General features: G+C 70.5%; 11 protein-coding genes. 2 read left to right on the top strand and 9 right to left on the bottom strand.

All coding sequences use genetic code 11. The features are described 5' to 3' along the window. Positions 1-68: 68 nt before the first annotated feature. From ISU07_RS07675 to ISU07_RS07660, 4 genes are read right to left on the bottom strand one after another with little or no spacing between them, the layout of a single operon-like run. Positions 69-773, bottom strand: coding sequence for a pyridoxamine 5'-phosphate oxidase family protein (locus ISU07_RS07675; protein WP_323742484.1), 705 nt, complete (start codon positions 771-773; stop codon positions 69-71). After that, positions 770-1150 (bottom strand): DUF4233 domain-containing protein, encoded by a 381-nt coding sequence (locus tag ISU07_RS07670; protein WP_228521500.1) that lies wholly within the window; start codon positions 1148-1150, stop codon positions 770-772. Before ISU07_RS07670 ends, ISU07_RS07675 begins: the two co-directional genes overlap by 4 nt. Next, entirely contained in the window at positions 1147-2496 is a 1350-nt protein-coding gene (locus ISU07_RS07665) for a bifunctional folylpolyglutamate synthase/dihydrofolate synthase (RefSeq protein WP_407671384.1), read from the bottom strand. Before ISU07_RS07665 ends, ISU07_RS07670 begins: the two co-directional genes overlap by 4 nt. A 9-nt stretch (positions 2497-2505) precedes the next feature. Beyond that, on the bottom strand, positions 2506-3411 hold the full coding sequence (locus ISU07_RS07660; RefSeq protein ID WP_194706196.1) for a GNAT family N-acetyltransferase: 906 nt from the start codon (positions 3409-3411) through the stop codon (positions 2506-2508). Between the two features lie 47 nt (positions 3412-3458). Between ISU07_RS07660 and valS the strand changes: the two genes are divergently transcribed. Next, positions 3459-6074: a valine--tRNA ligase gene (gene valS / locus ISU07_RS07655; RefSeq protein WP_407671395.1), complete on the top strand. Its 2616-nt coding sequence runs from the start codon at positions 3459-3461 to the stop codon at positions 6072-6074. Between the two features lie 204 nt (positions 6075-6278). After that, positions 6279-7205 (top strand): hypothetical protein, encoded by a 927-nt coding sequence (locus ISU07_RS07650; RefSeq protein WP_194706194.1) that lies wholly within the window; start codon positions 6279-6281, stop codon positions 7203-7205. 56 nt (positions 7206-7261) lie between these two features. On the opposite strand, the gene clpX is transcribed toward ISU07_RS07650, so the two are convergent. From clpX to ISU07_RS07625, 5 genes are all read right to left on the bottom strand, one after another. After that, entirely contained in the window at positions 7262-8545 is a 1284-nt protein-coding gene (clpX, locus tag ISU07_RS07645; RefSeq protein ID WP_194706193.1) for an ATP-dependent Clp protease ATP-binding subunit ClpX, read from the bottom strand. 135 nt (positions 8546-8680) lie between these two features. Beyond that, the gene (locus ISU07_RS07640; protein WP_194706192.1) at positions 8681-9289 is read right to left on the bottom strand and encodes an ATP-dependent Clp protease proteolytic subunit; all 609 of its coding nucleotides are present in this window, start codon (positions 9287-9289) and stop codon (positions 8681-8683) included. An 8-nt stretch (positions 9290-9297) separates the two neighbouring features. Beyond that, positions 9298-9903 carry an ATP-dependent Clp protease proteolytic subunit gene (locus tag ISU07_RS07635; RefSeq protein ID WP_194706191.1) on the bottom strand — a complete coding sequence of 202 codons (606 nt, stop codon included), beginning with the start codon at positions 9901-9903 and terminating at the stop codon, positions 9298-9300. A 43-nt stretch (positions 9904-9946) separates the two neighbouring features. Then, complete coding sequence (locus ISU07_RS07630) at positions 9947-11425, bottom strand: AAA family ATPase (protein WP_194706190.1); 1479 nt, start codon at positions 11423-11425, stop codon at positions 9947-9949. An 82-nt stretch (positions 11426-11507) separates the two neighbouring features. Continuing rightward, positions 11508-13250, bottom strand: a complete 1743-nt coding sequence (locus ISU07_RS07625) for an Ig-like domain-containing protein (RefSeq protein WP_194706189.1) — start codon at positions 13248-13250, stop codon at positions 11508-11510. Positions 13251-13277: the final 27 nt, after the last annotated feature.

Here is a 13277-nt window from a genome sequence, read left to right as displayed (position 1 = left end):
TCGCCAGGTCGAGCGAGCCGCGGGACCGAGCTCGCGAGGGCCCGACCGGCGGGTCGAGACCCGGTGACCTAGGAGTCGGCCTCGACCGAGGCACCCAGCTGCTCGGCTCGACGGCGTACGTCGTCCGGCACCGGCCCACGCGAACCCTCGTCGCCGACGGGGGCACCGGCGATGCGGTACAGCGGGATGTGGCCGCCCCACGGGTTGTCGGCGACGTCGTCGTCCTCGTCGTCGGGGCCGCCCTGGCGGACCTTGAGCGAGGCCTCGTGGAGAGGGACGGCGAGCACCTGGGTGGCGGCCAGCTCCTTGCGGGTCGGGCGCCGGATCGTGGCGGCCCGGCCGGGGACCATGTGGTCGACCATCAGGTCGAGGGCGTGCTGACGCTCATCGGCGTCCTCGACGACGCGGGCCTCACCGAGGACCACGGCCGTGCGGTAGTTCATCGAGCTCTCGAACCCGGACCGCGCGGCCACCAGCCCGTCCACCTCGGTGACCGTCACGCAGACCTTGGCGCCGCGGGCCGCGTTGATCCAGCGGGCGGCCGTCGAGCCGTGGATGTAGAGCGTGCCGTCACGGTCCGGACCGTCGAGGTCGACCGCGAAGGCGGTGGGCAGCACCAGGGGGTAGCCGCCCGCGTCCAGCCCGACGTGCGCCACGAGAGCCGTGTCGAGGAGCGCGTGCAGCTCGGCGCGGTCGGTGCGGCCCTTCTCGGCCAGCCGGCCGAGCGTCGTGCGCGCGGTCGGGGACAGCGGCGCCACCTCTGCGTCGGTCACCGGTGCGCCGCCATCTCCGCGCGCTCGCGCTCGATCTTGCGGCCCAGGAAGTACGCCGTCCCCCACAGCAGCGCGAAGACCGCGCCGAGCACGAACATCAGCGGGATCACGAAGCCGAGCGCGATGGCCGACCCCTGGAGCGCCCAGCCGAGGGCGTAGGCCCACTCGCCTCGCAGCATCCCGGCCAGCAGCAGGCTGGCCACCGCCAGGCCGAGACCGACCCAGAGCGCCTTGGCCGTGTCGACGCCGGCGACCGAGATCATCACCGGCGTGGTCAGGCCGAGGGCGACGCCCTCGAGGCTGAGGATCGCCGCGCACATCCCGCGCCGCGGGGAGCGCTCCTGGGACGTCGGGGTCTGGTCCGTCGGCTGGGTCATCGCGAGCCCTTGAGCAGCCGCCGTGCCTCGCCCACGGTGACGACCGAGCCGGTGACGAGCACGGCGCCCGAGCCGACGGACGAGCCGGAGGTGTCCGACTCCGCGATCGTCACGGCCCGGTCGATGGCGTCAGGCAGGAACGGCTCGACGCTGACCCGGTCCTCGCCGAACACCTCCCGCGCGACCACCGCGAGCTCGGCCGCCGGCATCGCCCGCGGGGTGGAGTTCTGGGTGCAGACGACGTGGCTCAGCACGCGTTCGTACGCCGCCAGCAGGCCCTCGGCGTCCTTGTCGCCCATCACGCCGATGACACCGACGAGCGGGTCCAGCTGGAAGGAGTCCTCCAGCGCCGCCGCGGTCGCCTCGGCGCCGTGCGGGTTGTGGGCGGCGTCGAGCACGATCGTGGGGCTCCGGCGGATCACCTCGAGCCGGCCGGGCGAGGTCGTCTCCGCGAACGCCGCGGCCACCACCTCCGCATCGAGCGGGTCGGTGCCGAGGAACGCCTCGACGGCCGCCAGGGCGACGGCGGCGTTCTGCGCCTGGTGCGCGCCGTACAAGGGCAGGAACAGCTCGTCGTACCTCGCGCGGAGCCCCTGCAGGGACACCAGCTGGCCGCCGACCGCCGGAGTGCGGTTGACCACCCCGAAGTCGACGTTCTCGCGCAGCAGCCTCGCGCCGACGTCGTGGACCCGGTTGCGCAGCACCTCCTCCACGTCGGGCAGCTGCTGCGCCGAGACGGCGATCGAGCCCGGCTTGATGATCCCGGCCTTCTCCCCCGCGATGGTGACGGGGTCGTCGCCGAGCAGGTGCGCGTGGTCCACCGCGACCGGCAGCACGACCGCGACCGCGGCGTCGGCGACGTTGGTGGCGTCCCACGTGCCGCCGAGGCCGACTTCCACGACGGCCACGTCGACGGGGGCGTCGGCGAACGCGGCGTACGCCATGCCGACGACCGTCTCGAAGAACGACAGCGGGTAGGGCTGGTCGCGGTCGACGAGGTCGATGTACGGCGCCACGTCGTTGAAGGCGCGCACGAACTGCTCGTCGGTCAGCTGCTCGCCGTCCAGGCTGATCCGCTCGGTCATCCGCTCGACGTGCGGGCTGGTGAACCGGCCGGTGCGCAGCTCGAGGGTGCGCAGCAGCGTGTCGATCATCCGCGACGTCGAGGTCTTGCCGTTGGTGCCCGTCAGGTGCACGACCGGGTAGCCCTGCTGGGGGTCACCGAGCAGCTCCACGAAGGCACGGATCCGGTCGAGCGAGGGCTCCATCCGGGTCTCCGGCCAGCGGGAGAGCAGGGCGTCCTCGGCCTCCTCGAAGGTCTCGGCGAGCCTGGGGGCGTCGGTCACGACGCCAGCCTAGGGGTGGGCACTGACGATGCTGAGGTTCACCTGGTCGACGACCGGGCGGTACCCGAGCGCGACGTACACGCCGTTCGACGTCGGGTTCGCCTGGTCGGTGTACAGGCAGACACGGGCACCCTGCTCGAGGAAGATCCGCGAGACGGCGGCGACCGCGGCGCTGGCGTACCCCTTCCGCCGCTGCTCGGGCGGCGTGTAGACCGGCCCGATCCGGGCGACGCCGTACGACGGCGGGTTGGCGCCGGTGAGGTGGACCCGCTCGCCCTCCTCGTCGAGCCAGAACCAGTACGTGCCGCGCTCGATCCGCCTGCTCAGGTCCTGCGGCTCGATCTCCTCTCGGCCGTGCGCGCCGGCTGATGGGCTGGGGTCGCGGCCGGCCTGCTCGTCGGCGTCGTGCATGAACCGGTCGACCCAGTGCTTGGCCAGGTCGAAGTCATCGAGCGTGGCTGCGCGGAGCCGGCCGGGCACGGCGGCGGGTTCGACCAGCTCACCCAGCTCGAACAGCCGCGTGTGCTGGGCGACCTCGACGGTGTCGCCCTGGAGGCGGGCGAGCTCCCCGGCCATCACCTCGGCCGCCGGCAGCGAGCCGTTCAGGCCGCCGACGCGCTCACCGCGTGCGTGGACCGCGCGGGCCAGCGCGAGCGCGGCTTCGGCGGCCATCGGCAGCACGAACATCGGGTGCGGCGGCGTACGGGCCGTGCGCATCGCGAGCCCGGCGATCGCGCGGTGCTCGTCGCGCACGACGGCCCACCACTGCGGGCGGTCCTCCGGTGGCGGCTCGCCGACCATCCGGCTGGTGACGGAGGCCATGACGGTGGAGACGAGCGGGTCCGCGGCGAGCAGGTCGCCGGCGATCTCGAGGAACGCGGCGGGGTCGGTGAGGAAGGCGACGTCGTACGTCATGCGGCCCGACGGTATCGATGCGACTCGGGCCCGCTCACCCCCATATTCTGAGGCGCATGACCTCGACCGAGCACCAGGCCCCGGACCCGACGAGCGCCGAGCGGCGTTCCGTCGTCGTACCGGACAAGCCTGCGCTCGAGGGCCTCGAGGCCAAGTGGTCGGAGCGGTGGAAGGCCGACGACACGTTCGCGTTCGACCGGACCCAGGTGCGCGAGAACGTCTACTCGATCGACACCCCGCCGCCCACGGTGTCCGGGTCGCTGCACGTCGGGCACGTGTTCTCCTACACGCACACCGACCTGCTGGCGAGGTACCAGCGGATGCGCGGCAAGGCCGTGTTCTACCCGATGGGCTGGGACGACAACGGGCTGCCGACCGAGCGCCGCGTGCAGCTCTACTACGGCGTCCGCTGCGACCCGACGCTCCCGTACGACCCCGATTTCACGCCGCCCGACGACCCCGACCCCAAGCGCCAGGTGCCGATCAGCCGGCCGAACTTCATCGCCCTGTGCGAGACGCTGGCCGTGGAGGACGAGCGGGTCTTCGAGTCCGTGTGGCGGACCCTCGGCCTGTCCTGCGACTGGTCGCAGACCTACACGACGATCGGCGACAAGGCGCGCACGGTCAGCCAGCGGGCGTTCCTGCGCAACTTCGCGCGCGGCGAGGCCTACCTCCAGGAGGCGCCGACGGTCTGGGACGTGACCGACCAGACGGCGGTGGCGCAGGCCGAGATCGAGGCGCGGGAGTACCCGGGTCACTACCATCGGGTCGCCTTCCACGCTCCTGACGGCTCCCCGGTGTACATCGAGACCACGCGGCCCGAGCTGATCCCGGCGGTCGTGGCGCTGATCGCGCACCCCGACGACGAGCGCTACCAGGGGCTGTTCGGCACGACGGTGACCTCGCCGGTCTTCGGCGTCGAGGTCCCCGTGGTCGCGCACCACGCGGCCGAGCCCGACAAGGGCGCGGGCATCGCGATGTGCTGCACGTTCGGCGACCTGACCGACGTGCAGTGGTGGCGCGAGCTGCAGCTGCCGGTGCGCACGGTCGTGCAGCGCGACGGGCGGCTCCAGCGCGAGGTCCCGCCCTGGATCACGTCGGAGGCCGGCGCCGCGGCGTACGAGCAGCTGGCGGGCAAGACCATCTTCTCCTCGCGCGAGGCGATGGTCGCGCTGCTGCGCGAGTCCGGCGACCTCGACGGCGAGCCGACGAAGACGATGCGGATGGCCAACTTCTACGAGCGGGGCGACAAGCCGCTGGAGATCGTGGCGACGCGGCAGTGGTACATCAGGAACGGCGGCCGCGACGAGGGGTTGCGCACCGAGCTGCTCGAGCGCGGTGCGGAGCTGACCTGGCTGCCGGCGCACATGAAGCATCGCTACGACAACTGGGTCGGCGGGCTGAACGGCGACTGGCTGATCTCGCGGCAGCGCTTCTTCGGGGTGCCGTTCCCCGTCTGGTACCCGCTGGACGACGAGGGCGAGCCCGACTACGACCACCCGCTGCTCCCCCGCGAGGCCGAGCTGCCGGTCGACCCCTCGACGGACGTCCCCGGAGGGTACGAGGAGTCGCAGCGCGGGAAGTCCGGCGGGTTCGTCGGCGACCCCGACGTGATGGACACCTGGGCGACGTCCTCCCTCACACCGCACATCGCGGGCGGCTGGGGCTCCGACGACGACCTCTTCGCGCGGGTCTTCCCGATGGACCTGTGCACCCAGGCGCACGAGATCATCCGGACCTGGCTGTTCTCCCGCGTCGTGCGCGCACACTTCGAGAACGGCGTCGCCCCGTGGACCCACGCCATGCTGTCCGGCTGGATCCTCGACCCCGACCGCAAGAAGATGTCGAAGTCCAAGGGCAACGTGGTCGTGCCGACCGAGATCCTGGACAAGTACGGGTCGGACGCCGTCCGCTGGCGCGCCGCCACGGTGCGTCCGGGCATGGACTCGCCGTTCGACGAGTCGCAGATGAAGGTCGGTCGCCGGCTGGCGATGAAGGTGCTGAACGCCTCGAAGTTCGTGCTGTCGTCCGTGGGCGCCGTGGACCCCGACCCCGAGCTCGTGACGGCTCCGGTGGACCGCGCCCTGCTGGCCCGGCTCCTCGCGACCTGTGCCCGCGCCACGGAGGCGTTCGACGCCTACGACTACACCAGCGCGCTGGAGGTGTCGGAGACGTTCTTCTGGGAGTTCTGCGACGACTACCTGGAGCTGGTGAAGGAGCGCGCGTACGACACGGCGGACCCGGCGTCCGCGTCGGCCCGCGCGACCCTGGCGTGCGCCCTGCACACCTCGCTGCGCCTGCTCGCGCCGTTCCTCCCGTACGTCACCGAGGAGGCCTGGTCCTGGTGGCAGGAGGGCTCGGTCCACCTCGCCCCCTGGCCCGCCCCCCACGACGGCCTCGCCCTCGACGCCGACCCGGAGCTGATCGACGCCGTCGCCGCCGCCCTGATCGGTATCCGCGGCGCCAAGTCGACCGCCAAGGTCTCCATGCGGGCCCCGTTGTCGCGCGTCGAGGTCACCGGCCCCGCGTCCCTGGTGGACGCCGCCCGCCTCGCCGCCGACGACCTCCGCCGCGCCGGCACCATCCAGGGCGACCTGGTCTTCACCCCGTCCGACTCCGCCACCGAGATCTCGGTGGTCGCCGAGCTGGCCGAGGTGCCGTAAAGGGATTCGTCTGCGGCCTCGCCTGGAGTTCGCGGTGCGTCCACGCAGACGAATCGCGCGGGGCGCGGGACCTGTGGAGAGCGGCCGTCGGGGTCGGCGTCACGGCTGCATCATCGGGCGGTGACCCGCGAGCTCCCCACCGATTCGTCTGCGCCCACCTCGCTCAGGCACCAGGCGAGACCGCAGACGAATCGACGGGATCGCGTGGAGCGGCTGGGTCCGCTGCTGCGCGAACAGTCCCGCGTGGTCACCCGCCAACAGCTGCGAGCGGCGGGCTGGACGCACAAGCAGATCGACCACGAGCTGACCATCGAGCGCTGGCAGAGCCCCACCGACGGCATTCTCGTGACGCACACCGGACCCTTGCTGGGTGACGAGCCCCTCTGGGTCGGCGTTCTTCACGCCGGTCGCGGCGCCGTGCTGTCGCACCTGTCCTCGGCGCGCCGGGACGGGCTCACCTGGATCGGGAGGCACGTCATCGACGTGCTGACGCCGAAGGGCGACCTCGTCGAGCCGCTCGACGGCTACTTCTTCCACCAGACGCGCCGCCCCTACCACCTCTGGGTCAGGCCCAGATCAGGACCACCACGACTGCCGTTCGAGCACGCCGTGCTCCTGGCCGCGGAGCGTGACAAGGACGTACGCCGCGCGATCGGGCTGCTGGCCTCGTCGGTGCAACAGGGGCTGACGAAGGCGGACCGGCTGACTCGAACGATCCCGCAGATCCGCAAGCTCCGCCACGGCAGGACGTTTCGCCTGGTGCTGCATGACATCGCCGGCGGCGCCCAGTCGTTCGCCGAGCTCGATGTGGGCAGGATGTGCCGTGACGCCGGACTCATCGAGCCGGCTCGTCAGGTCGCGCGTCTCGACAAGGCCGGCATGCGCCGGTACCTCGACTGCGTCTGGGTCCTTCCCGACGGCCGGACGGTCGTCCTCGAGATCGACGGGTCATTCCATGCCGAAGTCGTGGCGTGGTGGCAGGACATGCGTCGGGAACGGGCCGTCGTCATCGCGGGCGACACCGTCCTCCGGTGCTCCTCGATCGAGCTGCGGCTCGAGCGCGCCCAGATCCTGGCCGACCTCAAGGCGATCGGCGTCCCGCGAGCCCGGCGATTCGTCCAGGCCTCCTGAGCGTCGCACCCCAGGCGACACCGCAGACGAATCGGGCAAAGCCCGCTCGGCTGCGCCTAGGCCGACTTCTTCTTCTTCGCCTCGGACTCGCGCAGGACGAGCTCGGGGGTCTCCTCGTCGTCGACGGTCTCGCGGGTGACGATGACCTTGCCGATGTCGCCGCGGGAGGGGACGTCGTACATCACGTGGAGGAGGACCTCCTCGAGGATGGCGCGGGCGCCACGGGCGCCCGTACCTCGCTCGAGGGCCTTCGCGGCCACGGCGGCAACCGCGTCCTCGGTGAACTCCAGCTCGACGTTGTCGAGCTCGAAGAGCTTCTGGTACTGCTTCACGAACGCGTTGCGCGGCTCGGTCAGGATGCGCACCAGGGCGTCCACGTCGAGCTTGCGGACGGTCGCGATCATCGGCAGCCGGCCGATGAACTCGGGGATCAGCCCGAACTTGGCGAGGTCCTCGGGGCGCACCTCGGACAGCAGGTCCTCGCCGTCGCGCTCGGCCTGGCCCCGGACCTCGGCGGTGAAGCCCAGGGACTTCTTGCCGACCCGCTGCTCGATGATCTGCTCGAGGCCGGCGAAGGCACCGCCCACGATGAACAGGATGTTGGTGGTGTCGATCTGGATGAACTCCTGGTGGGGGTGCTTGCGGCCCCCCTGCGGCGGCACCGAGGCCGTCGTGCCCTCGATGATCTTCAGCAGCGCCTGCTGGACGCCCTCGCCGGAGACGTCGCGTGTGATCGAGGGGTTCTCCGCCTTGCGGGCCACCTTGTCGATCTCGTCGATGTAGATGATCCCGGTCTCGGCCTTCTTGACGTCGTAGTCAGCGGCCTGGATCAGCTTGAGGAGGATGTTCTCGACGTCCTCACCCACGTAACCCGCCTCGGTCAGCGCCGTGGCGTCCGCGATCGCGAACGGCACGTTGAGCATCCGGGCGAGGGTCTGGGCCAGGTAGGTCTTGCCGCAGCCGGTCGGGCCGATGAGCAGGATGTTGCTCTTGGCGACCTCGACGACCTCTTCCTTGGAGTGCTTGCCGGTCACCGGCTGGAGACCGGCCTGCACGCGCTTGTAGTGGTTGTAGACCGCCACGGCGAGCGTCTTCTTCGCCTGCTCCTGGCCGATGACGTAGGAGTCGAGGAACTCCGAGATCTCCCGCGGCTTCGGCAGCTCGTCGAGGGAGACCTCAGCACCCTCGCTGAGCTCCTCCTCGATGATCTCGTTGCACAGGTCGATGCACTCGTCGCAGATGTAGACGCCGGGGCCGGCGATGAGCTTCTTGACCTGCTTCTGGCTCTTCCCGCAGAAAGAGCACTTGAGCAGGTCGCCTCCGTCACCGATGCGTGCCACGGGCGGTCATCCTCCGATTCGGCCGGGTTCAGGGGGTCCAGCAGGTACGACGGGTGCTGCAGGCCACGACGAACAAGTCAGCGATTCGACGTTACCCCGTGCCACCCCCCGGTGGGGGGACGGACACGGAACTGTCTAGGCGAGGACCGGGGTCCTCTTGCGGGACTCGAGGACCGCGTCGACCAGACCGTACTCGACCGCACCCTCCGCGGTGAGGATCTTGTCGCGCTCGATGTCGCGGCTGACCTCCTCGATCGACTTGCCCGAGTGGTCGCTGATCATCTTCTCCAGCAGCTCACGCATCCGCAGGATCTCGTTGGCCTGGATCTCGATGTCGGAGGTCTGGCCGAACGTGCCCTCGGTGTAGGGCTGGTGGATCAGGATGCGGCTGTTGGGCAGCGCCAGGCGCTTGCCGGGCGTGCCGGCCGCCAGCAGGATCGCCGCCGCCGAGGCCGCCTGGCCCAGGCACACCGTCTGCACGTCGGGCTGGATGAACCGCATCGTGTCGTAGATCGCGGTCAGCGCCGTGAACGAGCCGCCCGGCGAGTTGATGTAGATCTGCACGTCCTGGTCGGGGTTCATCGACTCCAGGCAGAGCAGCTGGGCCATCACCGCGTTGGCGACGTCGTCGGAGATCGGCGTGCCGAGGAAGATGATGCGGTCCTCGAACAGCTTGGCGTAGGGGTCGATCCGGCGGAAGCCGTACGACGTCCGCTCCTCCCACTGGGGGATGTAGTAGTTCATCGAAGTCCTCAGTCCTTGGTACGGGCCGGGCGGCCCTCGTCGGCGGCCTGCAGCGCGCTGGAGATGACCTGGTCGACCAGGCCGTAGTCGCGCGCCTGCTCGGCGGTGAACCAGCGGTCGCGGTCGGCGTCGGCGATGACCTGGTCGATCGGCTGCCCGGTGTGCTCGGAGATCAGCTCGAGCAGGATCTTCTTGATGTGCAGTGACTGCTGGGCCTGGATCTTGATGTCGGAGGCCGAGCCGCCCATGCCGGACGACGGCTGGTGCATCATGATCCGCGCGTGCGGCAAGGCGTAGCGCTTGCCCTTCGCGCCGGCGCAGAGCAGGAACTGGCCCATCGAGGCCGCCAGCCCCATGCCGACCGTCGCCACGTCGTTCGGGATGTAGTTCATGGTGTCGTAGATCGCCATGCCCGCGTCGACCGAGCCACCGGGCGAGTTGATGTGCAGGAAGATGTCGGCGTCGGGGTCCTCGGCTGAGAGCAGCAGCAGCTGGGCGCAGATCGCGTTGGCGTTCGAGTCGCGCACCTCCGAGCCGAGGAAGACGATGCGTTCCTTCAGCAGCCGCTGGTAGATGTGGTCGTCGAGCCCGTAGCCCGCGGGGCCACCGTTCATGGTCGGCCGATCGTATGTCTCATTGCCTGTCACGCCTGCGACCCTAGCCGCCGGGAGCCCCCGAACCCGGGTGAACGGGCACCTGTTCGCCGAGAGCAGACACATCGAGCCCCAGGGCACGGCGGGTCATCCGGTTGCGCGTGTCGAGCAGGTCGTCCAGGGCTGCCACGAGGTCCTCCCCCGTCACGCGTACGACGGCACCCGCGGCGGTCTCCTCCCGCTCGGCCGCCACCACTGCGGCCCGTCGGAGCAGCTCCTTGAGGAACGAGGCGGTCACCCCGTCGGTCCGGTCCAGCACCTCCTCGACCCGGGACTCGTCCAGGTCCAGGCCGCGGCGGTACAACGCGACCAGCCGCCGCCGGGCCTCCCGGTCGGGCAGGTCGATGTGCACGGCCTGGTCGACGCGGCCGGGCCGGGACGCCAACGCGTCCTCGAGCAGGTCGGCGCGGTTGGTGGTCAGCAGGAACACCACGTCGGCGTCCTCCTCGAGCCCGTCCATCTCGTTGAGCAGCATGAACAGCAGCGGCGCGCCACCGTCGTACACGTCCCGCTGCTGCGCGATCAGGTCCACGTCCTCGACCACGATCATCGCCGGCTGGAGGGTGCGCGCGATCGAGCACGCCTGCCGGATGGCCGACAGCGCGTCGCCGCTGAGCTGGACGATGGTGGTGCCCGTGAGCTCGCCCACGAGGTACCTCACGGTGTGCGTCTTGCCGACGCCGGGCGGGCCGTAGAGCAGCAGCCCGCGCTTCAGGTGCTGCCCGGCCGAGCGCAGCGCGTCGCGGTGCCGGGCGACGCCGACGACCTGCCGGCGTACGTCGGCGAAGGTCTCCTCCGGCAGCACCAGCTCGGCCGGGTCCAGCGGCTCTCGGTGGTGGAAGGTGAGGGCGGTGCCCGGGTGGTAGCCGAACATCGTCCGCCCGAACGACACCACCTGCCCCCGGTAGACGTTGTGCTCGATGGCCAGGTCGCGCAGCCGCGCCGCGATCTGCGTTCCGGCGCCGTCGCGGGAGGCGATCACCTCGATCGTCATGGAGTCCCGGCCCTGCTCGGGGTCCGGGCAGCGGAACAGGATCGCGACCCGGCTGCCGTCCGCCTCGGTCACGAACACGATCGCCGTCCGCAGGCACTCGCGCGTCTGGCCGTCCGGACCGGTCGGCAGCGCGGTGCGCAGCACGTTGCCCGGCCGGGCGCCGTACTTGCTCTCCTCCGGCGTCATGCCCAGCAGGTCCGCGATCCCCACAGGGCCGTGGTGCCGCAGCCCGGCGACGCCGACCACGTGGTGGGTGCGACCCGGCTCGCCGAGCCAGGCGTCGAGGGCGGCCTGGACGTTGACGTGCTCGTACGACGGCCACTGCTGCTCGGCCACCGGCAGGCCGTCCGCGGACACGCCGAGATGGTCGGTGAGCATGGTGGCGAACCGCGGCCGGTCCGCCTCCCGCGCCTTCTCGACGAACCGGCTCACGAGCCGTCGGCCGTACCTGCCCAGGTCAGCGACCTCCGGAGCCGCCCCGTCGCTCATGGGGCGACGATACGGCCGCAGACATGGCCGTGCCCCGGCGTCCAGGGAGGACGCCGGGGCACGAGCGGTGGTGCAGCTGGGGTCAGCCGGTCGTGAAGGAGAACGTCACCTTCTGGGCCCCCGGCTTGCCCGCGGCGCCGTCGAGCGGGTTGCCCGACACGTCCTTGACCCCGGGCGTCGCCGTGAAGGTGTACTTCTTGTTGTGCTTGAGCGCGCTCTTGGGCGTCAGCACGATGGTCTTGCCGGCTGCGTTGTACTTCAGCTTGGCCTTGACCTTCTTGGAGCTGCCCTTGGCCTTCAGGTAGACCGTCTTGGTGGTGATGGTGCTCGCGTTGAGCGCCTCGCTCACCTTGAGCTTGACCTTCGTCGTCACCTTGACGCCCTTGGCGTTCTTCGCGGGCGTGGTCTTGACGACCGTCGGGCTCGTCGTGTCAGGGACGACCGTCGACAGGGCGATGGTGTCGGTCGCGACCGCCGACTGGTTGCCGTCAGCGTCCCGGAACTGCGCGTAGACGGTCTTCACGCCGTCGCCGGCCGCCAGGGTCCACGCCGCCGTCGGCGCGAACGCCTGGTACGGCGAGAAGGTGACCCCGTCGTTGCTGAACCGCATCTGGGTCACGCCGCTGGCCGGCGCCGGGTCGTTCGCCGTCACGCCCAAGGTGACCGCCGTCGTGTTCGTCGTGGCCGCGCCGCCGTTCACCGTGACCGTCCCCGTCGGGTTCAAGGTGTCGGCCCAGGTGAACTCCAGCGACCAGCCGCTGATGACGATCGGCTCCTCCATCGCGTCGTTGAACGCGTACAGGTCCCAGTTGCCGTTGGGGCTCTGGCCGTCGAAGACCGACAGCACCGTGACCCCTGTGGCCGGCGGAGCCGGCGATCCGAAGTCCTCGATGTCCCCCTGGAGGAAGGGCTTGTAGGTCCCTCCGTTGGTGATGGGGTCGTCGTCGGGCATCGTGCCGGCCGCTTCGTCGTCGAAGGTCACGTTGAAGTTCGAGATCGGGAGGAATCCCCCGCTGTCGCCCCACAGGTAGGACTGCTGCCCACCGGGTCCCACGAGCAGCAGGTTGATGTCGTCGGGCTCATTGGCGGTGATGCCGTTCAGGTGCACGTTGACGTCGCTGATCTGCGGAAGACCGGTCACCGCGACAGTGCTGGGGTGGGGCACGGTCTCGGTGACGAAGCTGAGGCCCCAACCTCCGGCCACCGTGCCGGAGTCCACGACGGTGTCGTCCCGGATGTACAGGCTCCAGGTCCCCGCCGCGAGGGTGTCGTTGAAGACCGACAGGGAGGTGTTGCCGTTGGCCACCGGTGCGGGGGCCTGCCACGAGTCCACGCCCTCGTAGTTGGTCGGACGGAAGGTGCCGCCCGAAGCGCCGATGGCGGTCGAGTCCGGCAGCAGCGACCCTGCCTGGCTGTCGAACGTCAGGTTGGCGTTGACGAGGTCCTCGCCCGCGTCGGCGCCGTCACCGGCGTCACTCATCAAGATCACCTGCTCCCCGCCCGGACCCACCAGCAGGATGTCCAGGTCGTCGGGGAACGTGTGGCTGATGTTGAACAGGTGGACGTTGACGTCCTTGATGAGCGTCGGGGACGTCACGTTGATGGTCGACGGGTACGTGCCCGCAGTCCCGACCGCCGGGATGCTGATGGACGCCGTGTTGGACACGTCGTAGCTGACCCCACCCATGGAGATGTCGGTGTCCTGGGTGAAGGTGGACGTCGCCGCCGATGCGGGGACCGCCGACAAGGCGATCAGCGAGGCCGCGGCCAGTGACGCGGCGACCGCAGGCGCGATGACGCGCGCCCGCGAGATTCGAGTGGTCATGGCCGGACCCTAGAGGAACCTGAGAGG

It is taken from the genome of Nocardioides islandensis (genome assembly GCF_015352455.1).
In the GTDB taxonomy this organism is placed as follows: Bacteria; Actinomycetota; Actinomycetes; order Propionibacteriales; family Nocardioidaceae; genus Nocardioides; species Nocardioides islandensis.
This window is presented reverse-complemented; position numbering and strand designations above follow the sequence as displayed.

What these genes read in the sequence shown, in the direction of transcription:
- ISU07_RS07670 (WP_228521500.1), bottom strand. Translation starts at nt 1,150, where the DNA reads ATGACCCAGCCGACGGACCAGACCCCGACGTCCCAGGAGCGCTCCCCG.
- ISU07_RS07660 (WP_194706196.1), bottom strand. Translation starts at nt 3,411, where the DNA reads ATGACGTACGACGTCGCCTTCCTCACCGACCCCGCCGCGTTCCTCGAG.
- ISU07_RS07640 (WP_194706192.1), bottom strand. Translation starts at nt 9,289, where the DNA reads ATGAACTACTACATCCCCCAGTGGGAGGAGCGGACGTCGTACGGCTTC.
- ISU07_RS07635 (WP_194706191.1), bottom strand. Translation starts at nt 9,903, where the DNA reads ATGAACGGTGGCCCCGCGGGCTACGGGCTCGACGACCACATCTACCAG.
- ISU07_RS07630 (WP_194706190.1), bottom strand. Translation starts at nt 11,425, where the DNA reads ATGAGCGACGGGGCGGCTCCGGAGGTCGCTGACCTGGGCAGGTACGGC.
- ISU07_RS07625 (WP_194706189.1), bottom strand. Translation starts at nt 13,250, where the DNA reads ATGACCACTCGAATCTCGCGGGCGCGCGTCATCGCGCCTGCGGTCGCC.